At 56.5% G+C, this 17330-nt stretch carries 15 protein-coding genes; 8 read left to right on the top strand and 7 right to left on the bottom strand.

The window, feature by feature from the left end:
* The first annotated feature begins 554 nt into the window (after nt 1–554).
* Nucleotides 555–1310, top strand: coding sequence for a class II aldolase/adducin family protein (locus BFP92_RS14630; RefSeq protein WP_065930038.1), 756 nt, complete (start codon nt 555–557; stop codon nt 1308–1310).
* Between the two features lie 101 nt (nt 1311–1411).
* Nucleotides 1412–1708: an SCP2 sterol-binding domain-containing protein gene (locus BFP92_RS14625; RefSeq protein ID WP_065930037.1), complete on the top strand. Its 297-nt coding sequence runs from the start codon at nt 1412–1414 to the stop codon at nt 1706–1708.
* 348 nt (nt 1709–2056) lie between these two features.
* Here the strand turns inward: BFP92_RS14625 and BFP92_RS14620 are convergent, their stop codons facing one another.
* Together BFP92_RS14620 and BFP92_RS14615 are read right to left on the bottom strand one after the other, a co-directional pair.
* Nucleotides 2057–3493, bottom strand: coding sequence for a coniferyl aldehyde dehydrogenase (locus BFP92_RS14620; RefSeq protein WP_065930036.1), 1437 nt, complete (start codon nt 3491–3493; stop codon nt 2057–2059).
* A gap of 54 nt (nt 3494–3547) precedes the next feature.
* Nucleotides 3548–4780 carry an amino acid deaminase/aldolase gene (locus BFP92_RS14615; protein WP_065930035.1) on the bottom strand — a complete coding sequence of 411 codons (1233 nt, stop codon included), beginning with the start codon at nt 4778–4780 and terminating at the stop codon, nt 3548–3550.
* Nucleotides 4781–5042: 262 nt separating this feature from the next.
* Here BFP92_RS14615 and BFP92_RS14610 point away from each other — a divergent pair, with 262 nt between their 5' ends.
* Both BFP92_RS14610 and BFP92_RS14605 read left to right on the top strand, forming a co-directional pair.
* A complete protein-coding gene (locus BFP92_RS14610) occupies nt 5043–5840 on the top strand; it encodes an SDR family NAD(P)-dependent oxidoreductase (protein WP_065930034.1) in 798 nt (265 codons plus the stop codon).
* Nucleotides 5841–7015: 1175 nt separating this feature from the next.
* Nucleotides 7016–7852, top strand: coding sequence for a hypothetical protein (locus BFP92_RS14605; protein WP_065930033.1), 837 nt, complete (start codon nt 7016–7018; stop codon nt 7850–7852).
* Nucleotides 7853–8094: 242 nt separating this feature from the next.
* On the opposite strand, the gene BFP92_RS14600 is transcribed toward BFP92_RS14605, so the two are convergent.
* Nucleotides 8095–8802: a hypothetical protein gene (locus BFP92_RS14600; protein WP_139114068.1), complete on the bottom strand. Its 708-nt coding sequence runs from the start codon at nt 8800–8802 to the stop codon at nt 8095–8097.
* A 587-nt stretch (nt 8803–9389) separates the two neighbouring features.
* On the opposite strand from BFP92_RS14600, the gene BFP92_RS14595 reads away from it, so the two are divergent.
* Entirely contained in the window at nt 9390–9878 is a 489-nt protein-coding gene (locus BFP92_RS14595; protein ID WP_065930031.1) for a DUF4019 domain-containing protein, read from the top strand.
* Nucleotides 9879–9999: 121 nt separating this feature from the next.
* Here BFP92_RS14595 and deoC read toward each other — a convergent pair whose 3' ends face one another.
* A complete protein-coding gene (gene deoC / locus BFP92_RS14590; RefSeq protein WP_065930030.1) occupies nt 10000–10683 on the bottom strand; it encodes a deoxyribose-phosphate aldolase in 684 nt (227 codons plus the stop codon).
* Between the two features lie 127 nt (nt 10684–10810).
* Here deoC and deoR point away from each other — a divergent pair, with 127 nt between their 5' ends.
* A complete protein-coding gene (deoR, locus tag BFP92_RS14585) occupies nt 10811–11569 on the top strand; it encodes a DNA-binding transcriptional repressor DeoR (RefSeq protein WP_065930029.1) in 759 nt (252 codons plus the stop codon).
* On the opposite strand, the gene BFP92_RS14580 is transcribed toward deoR, so the two are convergent.
* The 3 genes from BFP92_RS14580 to rbsK are packed head-to-tail and all read right to left on the bottom strand — an operon-like array spanning nt 11566 to nt 14886.
* Nucleotides 11566–12612, bottom strand: a complete 1047-nt coding sequence (locus BFP92_RS14580; RefSeq protein WP_065930028.1) for an aldose 1-epimerase family protein — start codon at nt 12610–12612, stop codon at nt 11566–11568. The two genes, deoR and BFP92_RS14580, sit on opposite strands and share 4 nt — an antisense overlap.
* Nucleotides 12609–13937, bottom strand: coding sequence for an L-fucose:H+ symporter permease (gene fucP / locus BFP92_RS14575; RefSeq protein ID WP_017135709.1), 1329 nt, complete (start codon nt 13935–13937; stop codon nt 12609–12611). Before fucP ends, BFP92_RS14580 begins: the two co-directional genes overlap by 4 nt.
* Before the next feature lie 28 nt (nt 13938–13965).
* Entirely contained in the window at nt 13966–14886 is a 921-nt protein-coding gene (gene rbsK / locus BFP92_RS14570) for a ribokinase (protein WP_065930027.1), read from the bottom strand.
* 207 nt (nt 14887–15093) lie between these two features.
* Between rbsK and BFP92_RS14565 the strand changes: the two genes are divergently transcribed.
* Both BFP92_RS14565 and BFP92_RS14560 read left to right on the top strand, forming a co-directional pair.
* A complete protein-coding gene (locus tag BFP92_RS14565) occupies nt 15094–16290 on the top strand; it encodes a multidrug effflux MFS transporter (RefSeq protein ID WP_065930026.1) in 1197 nt (398 codons plus the stop codon).
* Nucleotides 16291–16394: 104 nt separating this feature from the next.
* Nucleotides 16395–17252, top strand: a complete 858-nt coding sequence (locus tag BFP92_RS14560) for an SDR family oxidoreductase (RefSeq protein ID WP_065930025.1) — start codon at nt 16395–16397, stop codon at nt 17250–17252.
* Nucleotides 17253–17330: the final 78 nt, after the last annotated feature.

Raw genomic sequence — 17330 nt, 5'->3', positions numbered from 1 at the left:
AGCTATACGGTCCATCCCGGACGGCTGCACGGGGATCGGTGTTCAAGGCGCGGAAATGACGGCCCAGGATTCTGCTGCGCGGCTATTTCAATTGATAGCAGCGCGCCCTGATCCTTCAATGTCTTACAGCTTGGAGCATGAGCAAGCGCAAACCCTACCTTGGTAACAGGCCAGTAATTCATGTTTGAGCGTCCGGGGTACACCCCATGCGTAGTTAAACGGCCACCCACTCATGCAGTCAGAAGTCGCGAGATGATCACCCTCTTTTCTAGTGCGCGCTTGGGTGTAACTAGCACGGGGACGAAGTCCGGCAGAGTTACGGGTGATTAATCCTAGTAAATCGGTGACCACTTGCGGATCACGTTGGCGTTGATTGCGTGATGGATGGCTACGCTGGCGCTGCAACGGCGAACTCACGTGCACGTGTAATTCTGAGTCAATGCTGACCTGAAATGACTCCCGACTGTCCCTTTGAGCAACGAGGAGGTTCTGGGTCTGGCTTTATGCTTGCCGTGCGGAACTGACAATAAGAACCACACGGTAAGGAGATTCAAATGCACATCCCTTCGCTCAAGGCGCAAGTGAGTGAGCAGGAGTGGCAGCTGCGATGTGATCTGGCGGCATGCTATCGACTGGTTGCGTTATATGGCTGGACGGACATGGTCTTTACGCACATCAGTGCCCGTGTTCCAGGCCCGGAGCACCATTTTCTGATCAACCCGTATGGGCTTCTGTTCGAGGAAATCACAGCGTCTTCACTGGTGCTGGTGGATCAGGAGGGTAATCAGGTTCGCGAATCCGGGTTCAATGTGAACCGAGCGGGTTTTGTCATCCACAGTGCGGTCCACGCCGCGCGCAACGATGTGCAGTGCGTGCTGCATACGCACACGCGCACGGGCGTTGCCGTGAGCGCACAACGGGCCGGCGTGTTGCCGGTGTCGCAGCAGGCGTCATTCGTCCTCAGCGGGCTTGGCTATCACGATTACGAAGGGGTCGCCCTGCGTGATGAAGAGAAGCCGCGGTTGCAGGACGACCTGGGCCCGAATACGTTCCTGATGCTGCGCAACCATGGGCTGCTCACAGTGGGCCGAACCATCGCCGATGCGTTCCTGGCGATGTACATGTTTGAGAGTGCCTGCCAGATCCAGATCAGTGCGCAGGCCGGTGGCGACTTGCTGAGCATTGATCCGCAGATCCTCAAAGGCGTGGCTGACGCAGCGCGGGTGCAGACCGAAGGTTTGGGGGGCGGCTTTGTCTGGCCTGCATTGCTGCGCAAGCTTGATCGCCTGGATACCCGCTACAGGGACTGATTGACGCCCTTGCACGATGTGCCGTTCGACCTCCCGGCGCAGGTCCGGGAAATCATGTTTATCTATCCCAAGTGCTTTGAGCACTGCATTGGAGTTTCAATATGGAATACCTCACCGAAGTGACCGAGAAATTCAAGTTGTCTATCGCCAGCGGCCCTGTTCCCGCTACTAGCCTGAAAGTGCACCTCAAGGACATAGGGTTCCTTTGCGTGTCGGGCAGCACGGTGTCGAACGACGATATCGAAGCCGATACCACCATCGCCATTTCACGCAAGGATTTCGAAAGCCTGGTGGCGGGCAAGTTGAATGCACCGGTGGCGTTCATGCAGGGCAAGATCAAGATCAAGGGCGATCCGGGTGCCGCCTTGCAATGGCTGCCGGTATTTCAACGCGGTTGAAGACAAGCCATGGCGATCGGAGTCGCCATAGTCCCAGGTCCTCAATAGCACCGACAGTTCGGTGATATTGAGGACCTTTTTGCTTTATGAGGGGTTTCGGCTCGCCATGCCTGCTGGGCTTTCTGCTCCAGCATAGGGGTTTGCGTGGAAGGCGGGGCGAAGGAGGGTGAAGTCACTGGCCCGTGACGCTGCTCCAGGGCGAGCGCCTGCAACGCCTGCCTGGACGCACCATAACTGGCGATCCCGGGGAAGGGTATGCGTCATGCTGCATACCGTCCCCGGTAGATGCCTGCGGAATTGAACAGAAATTCAAGCTCACGCATCTGCGGATTTTTCAGGGGTGAAGCGTTATTTCCCCAGCATCAGACGCGTGATCAAACGCGTCAGCTTCCCGTAGGGGGCTGCGATCCGATGTGACATGTTGAAACGGCTCAGTTTGAATACGCCGCGGGCATGGGACATTTGCACAAAACCATCAAAACCGTGATAAGCCCCGGTGCCGCTTTCGCCGACCCCGCCGAATGGCAAATCTTCCTGTGTGGCATGCAGCATCGTGCCGTTGATCGTGACCCCGCCGGAGCGGGTCCGGTCCAGCACATGTTCAATGCTCGTTTTGTCATGGGCAAAGCAGTAGAGCGCCAGGGGCTTAGGTCTATCGTTGATCAGTTTTATGGCGTCATCCAGCGTGGCATAACCGATAACCGGCAGGATGGGCCCGAAAATCTCCTCACGCATGACCGTACTGGTCAAAGACACATTGGTCAGGATCGTGGGTGGGATTTTGCGCGCCTGCTTTGCGTTGTCATCGTTCGGCTGCCAGACCTTGGCGCCTGTAAACACGGCCTGCTCGATCATGTCATCGAGCCGTTCGAAGTGACGTTGGGAGATGATTGATGTGTAGTCCGGGTTAGCGCTGATGCTTGGGTAAAGCGCGTTTGCCGCTTCCTGCAAAGCGGCGGCGAAGGTATCGACCAAATCGTCGGGCACCAGAACGTAGTCCGGCGCCACGCAGGTCTGGCCAGCGTTGAAGAGTTTGCCGATGGCAATGATTCTTGCCGCTTTTTCGAGAGAGTAATCGCGGCAGTACACGACTGGCGATTTACCGCCCAGCTCAAGCGTGACCGGTGTCAGGTTGACAGCGGCGGCCGCCATCACTTGGCGGCCGATGTGTGTCGAACCGGTGAACAGCAAATGATCGAAGGGCAGGGTGCTCAGATGGGCTGCCACTTTCGGGCCACCGGTGACAACGGCAACCTGATCTTCCGGGAAGATCGCGCTGATCAGTTCCTTCAATAGCTCAGCGGTATGTGGCGTCAGCTCCGCCGGTTTGATGATTGCGCGGTTACCAGCTGCCAACGCTTCGATCAAAGGGACCAGTGTCAGCGTTAACGGGTAGTTCCAGGGCGCCATGATGCCGATCACGCCCAATGGTTGATAGACCACTTTTGCGCTCGCGGGTTTGAACGCCATCCCTACCTTGCGTTTCTGGGGGCGCATCCAGCCTTTGAGATGCGCACGCACATACTTGATGCTGTTCAGAATCGGCATCAGTTCGCCTAGCTCGGTTTCGCTGAAAGAGCGGTTGCCGAAGTCCAGGGAGATTGTTTCCAGAAACCGCTGTCGGTTGTTTTTGACCATCAGCTCTAATTTTTTCAGCGCTTCGATGCGTTGCGGGTAGGACGGTGCGCCATTGACACGCACAGCGCGCTGCTGGGAATCGAATATGGACTGCAACGCGTTGGCTGGATCCAGTAGCGAGGGATTTGAAAGGGTTATCTGGTTCATTGTTATTTTCCGGTAGCGATTCGCAATGGGGCGGGGTGGGCAACTGGCTGCATGTCAAAAGAAGCTTTTTCTATCGCCTCGGTAGGTCAATACCTTATCGATGACCTTGCCATCCTGGATAAGCAACAGCTCATTGAACCGCTCGCACAACTCACCGGCCTTGGCGTGCCGAAACAAGATCGGCTCGCCAATCGAGGGCGCGGTCGCGAGAGAATGGCGCAACGGTGTCTGCACTTCACCGACGGACTCGTTGGGGATCAGGCTGCAACCCGCAGGCAGCCACGGCAGCGGCAAACGATCCAGACCCATGGGGCCGGAGGCGATGTAGCCCCCACCCGAACATGTCACTACACCTGGCTTGGGCACTCGCGTAATGGGTAATGCAAAGCCTGCCGCAGGGAGCGCTTTGAACGCTTTGTAGTGATCGAACAACGTAGGTGCATATAGCCCGGAGCCTGCAGCCAACTCGGTGACCGATGCGTCTTCACGCGTACTTTCAAAACTGCCGGTGCCACCACCGTTGACGAAACGCAGGGCATGCCCATCCTTTTTCAGAGCTGCAACCACGTCCCTGCGTCGTGCATTGACCTCGCGGATCGACTTGCGCTTGAGGTAACGGATCACCGCATTTTTTAACGCCTGTCCTGGTATATCGTCCATCAGGCCTGCGATTTGTCCTTCGTATCCCATCAGCCCCTCCAGCACTACTCCTTGGCGTTTGGCGATGAAGCGCGCAAGGGCCAGCGCGGTCGGCACGTCATGCACCGGTGAGCGGTGTACGCCGAAGTAAACACCCGGAAAACGCGAGGACATATCCAGATCCATGGCTAGCGAAATCACCACGCCTTCTTCCCTGGCGATCTGGCTGATCTTGATTACCTGTTCCGTGCAATCGACCATCAGCGTAATCGATCGGCCCTTTTTTATCTGAGCTGCAGCCGCCCTGATATCGGCCGGCTCAACGCTGGGGTAGGCCACAACAATATCGTCGAAGCCTTCGCTGGCCAGCCACGCGGCTTCACCCACCGAATAACACAGCAAGCCTTGCATGAACGGTCCGGCCTCAAGGATCCGGCGAATGATTTGTACTGAACGCACTGACTTGGTGACCAGCCGCACAGGCAGGCCGCCTGCACGCAACCGCAGTCGTTCAAGGTTGACGGAGAATTGGTCGAGATCGATGAACGCGGCGGGCAGTGGCTGATCGGCCAGGGCATCGCGGTAATAGAGATAGTCGCGAGACGGTACTTCAAGGCGTGTTGTTGTTTTTGTTTCTACACGGCTCATGGGGTGCTCTCTGGATGAAACATAGGGTTTTGGCGAGAAAATACGGCGCCGTATGGGGCAAGAATATAGGGGGCGGGTGACGACCACCTAGGCTATAGATGGCCGCCAATGGGTCGGAACAGGCCAGCCCACTCGGGCATGCATGGCCGCTACAGACCCGAAACTGGCCTTGGGGCCTGTGCGGGTATTTCCGGGCGGGCCCCTACACTCATCCCTGGCACGCAGTGCTCAATAATGGATAACAAGAACTGAGGTGGAAGGCATGCGTTACGCACTGATTACGGGAGCATCGTCTGGGATTGGCGCCGAGCTCGCCCGGTTATTCGCGCGGGACGGCATCGGCGTAGTGCTGTGTTCCAGTCCGCGTAGTCGTGACAAACTGCAGGCGTTGGCCACGGAGTTGAAACGACTGCAGTCGATCGACGCTTACGCTCTGTGTGAGGATCTGTCGTTGCCGGGAGCGGCAGAGCGCTTGATTCTCCAGGTTAATGAGTTGGCACTGCCGATCGAATACCTGGTTAACAACGCGGGTGCCGGCATTGTTGGCCAGTCTTTTCAAGACCACGACGCCACTCAGATGACCGGCATGTTGCAACTGAACGTCGTGACCCTGTCGCAACTGACCTTGCACTATGTGCAACCGATGATCGAGCGTGGTCGCGGCCGCATACTCAATCTCAGTTCTTCGGCCGGGTATGTGGTTCCCCATGGTCTGGAGGCGGCTTACGCTGCCTCGAAGGCCTACGTTATCAGTGTTTCCGAAGCCTTGGCCCATGACCTGCGAGGCACGGGCGTAAGCTGTACTCATATTGCCCCTGGGCCAACACGTACCAACTTCTTCAATGCCGCAGGGTTGATCGATGAGCGCCGTATGGCCAAGCTTGGCTACAGCCAACCGCACGACATCGCGCTGATTGGTTATCGAGCCATGCACGCGGGTCGAACGGCGGTCATACCGGGCATCAGCAATAAATTTGTCACTTGGATGGCCCGCATTTCACCGTCCAGAACCCTGACCGGGATCATTTCTGCGTACGTGGTTTCGCGCAATTTAGATTGAGCCTGACTGCGCGCCATGACTAGTCCAAGGCGTGTTCAACCAGAACGGGCAAATGCGCCGCAAAGCGCTTCTGCGCTGTTGCTTGTGGAGGAGGGCGCGCCCTAACCCGTGTGCCTTGCAGGTTCTGCGGCACTGGCAGCGCGAGCGTCATTGAAGGCGGCCAGCGTGGTCTGGATCTGCACAAACTCCCGATTAAAACCGGAAAAGAAATCAACGAGCGGCTCGGTTGATTAGGTTAAGTACTCGAACAACCAGCTCGGCTCTAGCACGGACATATAATTTAACAAGTGGGCGATGTCATATGTTCATAAGTCGCATGCATGCCTACCACTGTTGGTTGAATATTCCCGAAATGAATGTAGATGTTCATCGTTTTATGTTCATAGACTCCTTTTCAACCTGTATAGGCCTCGCCGCTCGGACCTCTGGCGGTCACACATGAAGTGAGAACGAGGCATGCTGGTCTTCAGAAAACGCGCGCTTTGGGGGCTTGTATTGGAAATCGATGGCGGGTGGCGGTGGGGTAGGTAGGAAGTTGTTCTCTTTGCAACCGAAGACCGCTGCTTCCGCTTTTGTACTAACCAAAGGGGTTTTATTTGACTGATCAGTCCGTCTGAAAAGCTTCCCGTGTCTTAAAGCAGAGCTGTGGCAACCGCGCAGCACCGAGCCATGCCGAGGGCTTCAGAATCCCCCGCAGGGCTCTAGCCATGGTGGCTAAAGCTTATACTTCGTCAGAGGCCATGCCGCGATCGCGGCTTCAGGGTTAGTACGATTTCAACGCGCGTACCCGTTGGGCAGTGGCTAAACGTCACAGCCGGCGAAGGATGGTGTAAGAACGAGGAGGGCCTAGGCGAAACCTCAGTGCGGGTGATGTCGCGTGGATTCCGACCAGGGTGAAGCATTGGCATGATGCGGCGGACACGAGCTCCAGGAGTCATGCTGCGATCACGCGAACGAGAACAGTACCGTGCTTGAGTGGTTGGAACCTGGCAGAGATCATGGCTACTATACGTCCGACTCTAAATGAGCCCAACGGCTTAGCCAGCCGATTGCGCGGTCGGCGTTACGGCCAGTTCTTGCTGCCTGTGTAATAGCTTGTTAGTGATGCGGCTGTAGTGTTTAGGGTTTCAGTTAAATTTTCATTCGTCGCTACGCATATAAGGATATTAGAAGATATGTTTCATCAAACTCACCTGCAGCGTTACATGCCCGGAGAGCGAGCACTAAAAGTCCTAGAGGACGAGGGATTGTATCTTCGAAGGACAGATGAATATCCCGATGATCCCACGGAAGGGGATCGTGAACATTTTGGGCACAACGAAAAACGCATTCTAGAAATTTTGAATATGCAGGTACCTGAGGAGCTCCGAATATCTCAGCAAGAGGCTGCGACCCTCAGTCATGGTCAGATGGTCAGTGAGAAAAAAGACCAGTTTATTCAGAGTTGGTATTGGGATAAATATATGTCTCGATTCATGTGGGATAGCTATGGGGGCTACGCAAAGTCAACCGATTGCGTCCTGTTTGTGGCTGATAGACTTAAGCTTGGGGATTATTTGGATCACGCACTGCCTATCGGATATAGATTTGAGCCCGTTAGGTATGTTGTGAACAAACAAGGTCAGAAAGAGGCGTTTTTTACAAAAGATCCTAAATTTGGTATTGAGAAAGAGTATCGTGTAGCTATTGATGTCCGACAGTTGATATTTTTTAATCAGAAAATCCTACCGGACTTCAAATGGATCAACCGGTATGAAGGGCGCGATGTTTCTAAGGAAGGCGAAAACTATCGTAATGGCGGCGTGGCCTCCGAGAATCTATTCCGGTATGTCGATGGATCTGGTTTTATTCTCAGCGCCCCATTCACCCAATTTCTAGCAGCAGTTCTTATACCAGAAGATGCAAGCAGCGAATTCGTGACTCGAATCGATGAACTACTTCTCCTTAAAGGGTGCCAACTCAAGGCCCAGCGAGTCAAGGTTCCCGAGCCGGAAGTTGCATGTAACAGCTAAGCGGATGTGTCTGCTGCTCGCATGGTAGAGCCCGAGATTGTGTTGCAGCGTCTGCGCTTGAAGTCTTACGAGTTGAGTACGAATTGGGGTAAGCGCTCCGTAAACTCCACCTGATCAAAAGTGGGGCGGTGCGCTTAGCTCGATGATACGGTTGAGCAGTTGCATGGTAGAAGGCATCGTAGCCTTCGACAGAAGTAGCTTGTGGCAGGCGCTCATCAGTAACCCAGAAGCGTATTTTTTGGTTAAAGTGTGTCAGGCGCTAACATCCATGACTCCAAAACTTCGATCACATAATCCTCGACACCAACACCATCTGTATGAAGTTTAAGAATCTCGCGAGCCAAGTTCTTATTGTTTTTTAACGTTTCGTTTGAGTAACCTCCAAAGTACGAGCCCTCGCTAACCTGCGGCGGGCGGATATTTACTAAAGTCTGCCGGAATGAAGCTGGCGCCATCTCCTCGTTATAGTGAACATTAACCTGAATGAGATAAAGCGACAATCCGTCAGGATCTGCGCTAAATTTCGAATGGAGCTTAAACCTAATTCTATCTGTTTCCTGGGGCTTGATTTCATGATGGATTTTCTTCTTTGCCAAGCTTCCGGTTTTCTCGGAGATAGAAATATCATACGTCGCTGAGACATCCACAGCCCGATGATTTCTATCCGTCAAGAGTTGCCAATGCTTAACAGTGTAGAAGGTGACTTCCTTCACAAAAGCGACTTCAGAGCCCGCATTTCTGAGCTTCAATTCGACTTCGGTAGCTGCGTCAGCCCAGTCATTTTGGTCGTCGTTCTGCACCTCGTAAAAGTCCACCACCTTGAGATTGTGAGCGGGAGGTGTAGATTCAAAGGAGTTCAACACTTGCTTTATTTGGTCGTTACTCAGCACGAACAGCTTACTTTCTAGCTGGCTTGCCAAAAACACCTCAGCAATGTCTAAGCCATGCATGCTCTTTAGTTGGTCCATCGCTTCATAAATGTGAGGAGAGATGCCTTTGAATTTATCGTTTATGACGAAATAAAATTCTCGCACAGACGATATGTGCTCTCGCCAAAGCTATGATTTTATTGAAAAAAAATGCATGTAGGCCCGGTCGATGTTCGTATAAAGAAGAAATTCCGCCAAATTATCTTAATTAAAAATCTTTAGCCGTTTGAGGAAAGGGCTTGCGAGTATAGTTTTTTATTCTCTATAAGATTTTTTCTGCTCATGCTTCGTTTGCTCAGCAAGAAAACCCATATTAATTTCTTGATTTATATGGATTATTCTTTTTAAGAATTTTTCTCTTTTTTAAGGATCGGTGACAACCAGCTCGGCTCTAGCACGGACATATAATTTAACATAATATACATTATGCGTAACACGGTGTTACGTAATCAGGAGCAGTACGCGTCAGATTTGGAATCAGCTACTCCAGGTTTTTCACCTTCTCACTCATCGCTGCCACTCGGCTGCTTAAGCGCCTCAACCTCATCTTTTTAAAGCACCACAATCTTTACTCGTCCCAACGCCACCTGTGCTCAAGGAAGATCTGCATGAAGCTCTATGCCGCCGTATTGCTCGCCGCTGCGTTGCTTGGCGGTTGCGATGTGAGCCTCAACAAACCATCGCCCAAGGTCGTGGCCTCCGATCCCGGAACCCCGCAGCAGCAACACCAGGTATTCGACAACGCCGCTGCGTTTCTCATGCTGCTTGATGCCGGCGAACCTGCTAAGACCTGGGCAGCCGCGAGCCCGGTTATGCAAGCGAAAACCTCTGAGCTTGCGTGGGTGGCCGGGCTCAAAACGTTGCGTCTCGGACTGGGTTCGTTACAGGCGCGAAAACCCGAGAGCATTGGCTTTATTGTTGATCTGCCCGATGCGCCTGCAGGACGCTACGCAGTGATCGAGTTTGCCTCGACATTTGCCACCACCAACGTCAAAGAGAAAGTCATTTTTCGAGACGACGACACGCGCTGGGGGGTCGTGGGCTACTTTGTGCATAAGAACGTCACCTTTGGCGATGATGACAAGAACGCGCCCTAGCCTTATAGCTGAGGTTTTTTAGGAGGTTGCTCCTACACGGGTGAACTAGCTTCCTCCTTTTTTATATCCGTTAGATATAACTCAACTAAATGTATATTTAGTTGAGTTATATAAACAGTCTTCAGTAACTACCCACCGCCGCCATATCCCCACCCACAATCGCAACCCCCGAGCTGCTGCCCAAGCGCGTAGCCCCGGCCTCAATCATCTTCACCGCCGTCGCATAATCACGTACGCCGCCGGACGCCTTGACCCCAACGCCAGCGCCTACTGTCTTGCGCATCAAGGCCACGTCTTCAAGCGTGGCACCACTGCGGCTGAACCCCGTGGACGTCTTGACGAATGCCACCCCCAAATCCCGGCAGATTTCGCAGGCCTGGACCTTCTGTTCGTCGCTGAGCAGGCAGGTTTCCAGGATCACCTTCAACGGCACGGCGCCGCAGGCTTTATGCACCAAGGCAATGTCTTCACGCACGGCCTCAAGCAGGCCGTCCTTCAGCCAGCCGATATTGAGCACCATGTCGATCTCCCCTGCCCCGGCGGCTATCGCCCGTTCGGCTTCGAAGGCCTTGGTGTCGCTCAGGCCGGCGCCCAGCGGGAAGCCCACCACCGCACAGATCACCACGCGATTGTCGCTCAGGCAGGACGCGGCGTAAGGCACCTGCCCCGAGTTCAGGCACACGGAATAGAAGCCGTGCGCCTGCGCTTCCTCGCACAGGGTGCGAATCTGTTCACGGGTCGCATCGGGGGCCAGCAAGGTGTGATCGATGTACTTGGCCAATGCTGCGGGTTGAAGCGTATTCATATAACGTGCCCTTGCCTGTATGTTGCCAATGGTGGTGTGCCGCGTGTTGCGGCGCTCACATTAAGCGTTACAATATTCACAATTAATGTTACTTAATTAACACAAACAATCAAGCCCTGGAATGCCCGTGGACAGTAAAAAAGCCGAGCGACTCAAGCTTATCCAGCAAGCCCTGCAGGACCAAAGCGCCATTCACCTGCGGGAAATGGCGGCGCTGCTGGATGTTTCCGAGATGACCCTGCGTCGCGACCTCAGCCACTTCAGCGAGCATTTGCGCCTGCTCGGTGGCTACATCACACGGGTCGGCAGTGAGGCCGGTGATTACCGGGTCGCCGACCAAGGCACGCGTCACGTCGAAGAAAAACGCCGCATCGGCAAACTCGCTGCGCGATTGATACAGCCCGGTGACACGGTATTTTTCGACTGCGGCACCACCTCGCCGTTTGTGATTGATTTCATTCCCGACGAGCTGGAATTCACGGCGGTGTGCAGTTCGTTGAACGTGCTGCTCAAGCTGCAGAACAAGCCCAACTGCCATATCGTGTTGTGCGGTGGCACCTTTCACCGCAAGAACCAAGTGTTTGAAAGCAGCGCCGAAAGCAGCATTCTCGACAGCGTGCGTCTCACGTGGGCCTTTGTGACGGCGGCGGGCGTCAGCCAGGAATTTGGCGTGACCTGCTTCAATTTCAATGAAGTCGAGGTCAAGCAAAAAGTCCTGCGCCAAGCCCAGCAGCGTGTATTGCTGGCGGACTTCAGCAAGTTCGACACGGTGCGCACGGCGCACTTTTCCAGCCTTGCAGACTTCCACTACGTGGTCAGCGACAAGAAAATCCCCCCAGCCTACAAAGACGCCCTCCAGGCCAGCGGCGCGCAATTGCTGGTTTAACCCAACAACATCTGGCGCTCCCGCGCATTCAAATAGCCGGTGGTCACGCTGAACGAAGCGCTGGCCCCGGGCGCCAGTACCCGCACGTGGCCTTTGGCTTTTTCGGCGGCATAACCTTCGGGTTCACAGGTTGACGGCAGTACGAACGCCGCCACTTGCTGGTCCGGCGAGTGCAGGATCCAGCGTGCGGCGTGCTCGAACTCCTTGGGGCGATAACGGGTGTAAAACGCCGCACCATTGGGGTGGTCCAGCAGAAAATGCGCATGGCCAGTGGCATCTGCGCCCACATCGTCGAAGAAAAACACGATTTCAGGGTCGTATAACGCCGGTGTATCGAGACACGCCAACTGCGTCGGATGCTCGGCCAGTTGCGCCATATACGCGCTCCAGTCCGGCGTTGGTTTAACGTGGTCCGGCACGCTGGTGCGCAGGCGCAAGCGCTGCATCCCCAGTGGCTCGACAAACTGCGCGCCGGCCACATAGGCGTAATTCATGTGGGCCATATACATCAGTTCCATGGGCTTGCCGGCCAGATTGGTGACGTCCAGGTCGATATCGAACAGGGCCGAATCGGCGCGTAGTGTCACGCTTGGGGTTGCCCTGTAGCGATCGCCAAAGCCCTTGGCATATTGGTAGGTGCCACCCAGGCGCACGACGCCCTCGCCCGTTTCCAGCCAGGCCGTGTCCATGGGCGCGCAGGGCATTTCGCCGTGCAAGGCATGGGTGTCATCCGGCGCCGGGCAGCCGTTGCGCAGCAAGCCACTGTGAAACATGAAGCAGCCGTAAGTGTCGATTATCGTCGGGCTGGGCCTTGGCTGCTCGAAGAGGTTAGTCATGGTCAGGTCGCAACCGTCGAACACCGCTGACCAGATCATCTGTCCCTGATAAGGCAACACCACCAGGCGTCCACGGCTGTTCTCCAGGCTCACGGCCAACACGCCGGACGGGTAAACCCAGGCACTGACCTTGAAGTCGTCGGATTGCAGCAGGACCTTTTCCTGCTCGCTGAACAGCACCGGATACAGCGGGATACGCGCGTTCATGAGGCCACCGCCGCGGCACCCGACGGCACGCTGTCCGACTGGCGCATACACTTGAGCGCATACATCACGATCACGATAAAGCACAGCAACGGCACGCTGTAGGCCAACTGCATGTTGCCACCGCTGGCGTCAGACAACAGGCCCTGGAAGATCGGAATCACCCCGCCGCCGACAATGCTCATCACCAGCAGTGAACCGCCGACACCCGTGTCTTCACCCAGGCCATCGATGGTCAGGCCGTAGATGGTCGGCCAGCACGGGCCGAGAAAAATGCTCACGCCAACCGCCGCATACACCGCGGAAATGTTCGGCACCAGGATGGTGTAGGCCAGCAGCACAATGCACAGCACGCCATATATCGCCAATACCCGGGCTGGGTGCAGGCGGCGCATCAGCAGGTTGGCGATCATCTTGCCGACAAAGTAGGCGGCAAACGTGGTCAGCAAAAACCACGACGCGCTGCGCTCATTCATGCCGCCCATTTGCATGGCCAGGCGAATGGTGAAACTCCACACACCAACCTGCGCGCCCACGTATAGAAACTGCGCGAGTACACCAAAGGTAAAGCGCGGGTTGCGCCACAGTCGGCCCAGGCTTTGGCGCAGGCTGCCGGATTTATTGTCGACGGGCTTATTGCCCTTGCAGGCCGGGAAGCGGGTGATGGCGATCAGGATAAACATCAGCACCAGTACGGCGATCATCCACTTGTAGGGCAACAGCGTGGACTGGATCATCTGCAACTGCTGCACCGCCGCCTCGGAGGCGCTCATTTGCGTCAGTTGCTCGGTGGTGGCATCGGTGTCCTTGAACATCACAAAGCTGCCCACGTACACCCCGGCCATGGCGCCGAACGGGTGAAAAGTTTGCGAGATGTTCAAGCGCCGCGTCCCGGTTTCCCGTGGGCCCATCAGGGTTGAATAGGTGTTGCACGCGGTTTCCAGGAACGACAGGCCCGCCGCGATCACAAACAGCGCCAGCAGGAACATGCCGTATTTGGCGGTGGACGCGGCTGGGAAGAACAGCAGGCAGCCCAGCATGTACAGCAACAGGCCGATCAGAATCGTGCTTTTGTAGCTCAAGCGGCGCACCACCATCGCGGCCGGAATCGCCACGAAAAAGTAGCCCAGGTAAAACGCCGACTGCACAAAGGCGGTCTGGAAATCGCTGAGCAGAAAGGCTTTCTTGAAGTGCGCGATCAACACGTCGTTCATGCTCGCCGCTGCGGCCCACAGCGCAAAGATGCTGCACAGCAGGATAAAGGCGAACCAGGGCGTGCGGTTCAGATAGAAGCCATCGGGTGTCTGTTGCAGCGCAGGTTTGTTCATTATTGTTCTCCGGGCTGGGTTGAATGTATTACCGCTGTTGCTGGAAACGGGCGAACGCTTCGGCGTCGGGATAGGAGGTCTGCGTACCCAGCGCTGTGACCGAACAGGCCGAATATGCCACTGCCTGCTCCATGGCCTGGCGAATAGCGCCGTCGCGGCTCCAGTGCTGGATGAAACAACCGATAAAGGCGTCACCGGCGCCGGTGGTGTCACGGGCAACTACCCGCTGGCCAGGCACCTGGAACTCGCCCTCCGCGCCCACGTAAAGCGCGCCTTGCTCGCCGAGGGTGACGATCACGTGGCGAATACCGCGGGCGACCAGTGACTGTGCGGCGCTGCGGGCCGAGTCCGGCGAGTCCACGACTTTGCCTGCGATCAACGCCAGCTCCGATTCGTTGGGAATCAGGAAATCCAACTGCGCCAGGTGCTCGGCGCTCAAGTCGGCCAGGGCCGGTGCCGGATTAAGCAGCACTGCAATGCCATGGCGGCGGGCGAATTCGATGGCGTAGTAGACCGTGTCCAGGTTGATCTCCAGTTGCAGCACGATCAGCGTGCATTCACGCAGGTCGGCAGCCGCTGCCTCGATATCCGCCGGCAACAAATGCGCGTTCGCGCCTTTGACGATCAAAATGCTGTTATGGGAATCGGCCCGCACGAAAATCGGCGCCACGCCGCTGGAGACGCCCGGCACCCGCTGCACGTAGCGGGTGTCGATACCAAACCGCTGGAAGTTGGCCAGGGTGTTGTCGGCGAACATGTCGTCACCGACCTTACTCAGCATCAGCACATCCGCGCCAAGCTTGGCCGCCGCCACCGCCTGGTTGGCGCCTTTGCCGCCGCACCCCAAGGCAAAGCCCGGCGCTTCCAGGGTTTCGCCCTGATCCGGCATGCGGTCGATGTAAGTAATCAAATCCACCATGTTGCTGCCGATGACTGCGATCTTGCCCATTGCTATCTCACCTTGTTGCGGCACGACCAGGCAGGTCGTAGCGCTCTTGTTTTGTTATTTAAATAACATTAAGTGTGATTATTCAATCTTTATTTTATGAAGATCCGTCAAGCCGCAGGAAAATGTAGCGTCTGTGTAAGCATCACCTTGTGTGCCCAGGTACAGCTCACTAAGCTGGCCGATCTTTTGCTTTGACCCGGAATCCCCATGTCTCGAAGTATTGCCCACCTGGCCTTGTTGCTCGGGTTGATCACCGCCATTGGCCCTTTCGCCATCGACAGCTATCTGCCTGCGCTGCCCACCCTGGGTGCCAGCCTGCAGGCGTCGCCGGCGGCCGTGCAGATGAGCCTCACGGTGTTCTTCATGATCATTGGCGTGTGCCAGTTGTTCTACGGGCCTATCAGTGATGTGTACGGGCGCAAGCCGCCGATTTACGCGGGCCTGGCGATTTTCGCGGTGGCCAGCGTCGGCTGTGCGCTGGCGCCGACGATTGAAGTGCTGATTGGGTTTCGTGCCCTGCAAGCCTTCGGCGCCTGCGCCGGTATGGTGATCCCGCGGGCGGTGGTGCGTGACCTGTACACCGGCCACGAAGCGGCGCGCCTGATGGCCCTGCTGATGCTGGTGATGAGTGTTTCGCCGATCCTCGCGCCCCTGGCCGGCAGCGTGGTGATTTCACTCTGGAGCTGGCGTGAAGTGTTTGCGGTGCTCGCGGTGGTTTCGCTGTTGTGCCTGGTGATGACCTTTGTGCAACTGCCCGAAACCCATCCTGCCGAACGCCGCCTGGGCAAGACCCTGGGCAGTGCGATCGGCAGCTACGGCGCCTTGCTGCGCGACCCGGTATTTACCGGCCTGTCGGTGGTGTGCGGGTTTGGCCTGGCGACGTTCTTTGTGTTTATCGGCAGCGCGCCATTCGTGTACATCGAGTATTTCGGCCTCACGCCCACGCAATTCAGCCTGTGTTTTGCAGTCAATGCCGCGTCGTTCTTCGCCATGAGCCAGCTGACCGCACGCCTGAGTGCGCGTTTTGGCCTGGCACCGCTGATTCGCGGGTCGGTGATCGGCGTGGCGGTGGTCATGAGTGCGCTGGCCGTCACCACCTTGTGGAGCGACAACCTCGCCTTGATGATGGTGCTGCTGTTTATCGGTTTCGGTTTCCTCGGCCTGCTGCTGCCGGCCGCCGGGGTGTTGTCCATGGAGGATCACGGCGCAGTCGCAGGTTCTGCGTCGGCGCTGCTCGGTGCTATCCAGATGATCACGGCGGCCGTGTCGATGACGCTGGTGGGCGTGTTTGCCGACCATACGCCTGCGCCCATGCTGGTCGGCATTGCGCTGTGCGCGGTGGCGGCGATGCTGGTGACCTTGTGGACCCTGCGCCGTTTGCCGGCTGATCTGGCGCGTGCTTGACGCGTGGCTGACGCCATTCGTCGGGGCCTTCGCCGATCCGTTACAACTATCCCGGGCGGCAAAACAACTAACTCCATAGGCCCTCAAGACCTATGGAGACTGAAATGACCGACTACCCTCGCCCACCCTTCGCGCCTCAAGCCCAGTCCGTGCCAGGCACCCAGAAGAAAATGGACCCGTACCCCGACTGCGGCGAGAAGAGCTACAAAGGCTCCGGCCGGTTGGCCAACAAGATCGCCCTGATCACCGGCGCCGACAGCGGCATTGGCCGCGCGGTGGCCATCGCCTTTGCCCGTGAAGGCGCCGACGTGGCTATCGCGTATCTGGATGAGCATGAAGACGCCCGGGAAACCGCGCGCTGGGTCGAAGAAGCCGGCCGCCAATGCCTGTTGTTGCCGGGCGATATCGCGCAAAAAGCCACCTGCCAGGCGCTGGTTGACAAGACCGTCGAGCAGTTTGGCCGCATTGACGTGCTGGTCAACAACGCCGCGTTCCAGATGACCCACGAAACCTTCGAAGAAATCGAGGATGAAGAATGGGTCAAGACCTTCGATATCAACATCACTGCGATGTTTCGAATCTGCAAGGCGGCCCTGCCGCATATGAAGGCCGGCAGTTCGATCATCAACACCAGTTCGGTCAATTCCGATATGCCCAAGCCAACCCTGCTGGCCTACGCCGCCACCAAAGGCGCGATCGCCAACTTCACCGGTGGCCTGGCGCAGTTACTGGGTGACAAGGGTATTCGCGTCAACAGCGTGGCACCCGGGCCGATCTGGACGCCGCTGATTGTAGCGACCATGCCCGACAAAGATGTGCAGAGCTTTGGCAGCGAAACACCGCTCGGCCGGCCAGGCCAGCCTGTGGAGGTGGCACCGATCTATGTGCTGCTGGCCTCGGACGAAGCCAGCTATATCTCCGGTTCACGCTACGCGGTCACCGGCGGCAAACCGATTCTCTAACTTGTTGCGACTATGTGGCAACGGCGCTCTTGTGGCGAGCAGGCTCGCCACAGGGGGGCTCCAAAATCTTTGCTGTGT

This window comes from Pseudomonas sp. 58 R 3, from assembly GCF_900006605.1.
Taxonomy (GTDB): domain Bacteria; phylum Pseudomonadota; class Gammaproteobacteria; order Pseudomonadales; family Pseudomonadaceae; genus Aquipseudomonas; species Aquipseudomonas salomonii.
Note: the sequence above shows the minus strand (reverse complement) of the source record. Positions and strands in the feature narration are given on the sequence as shown.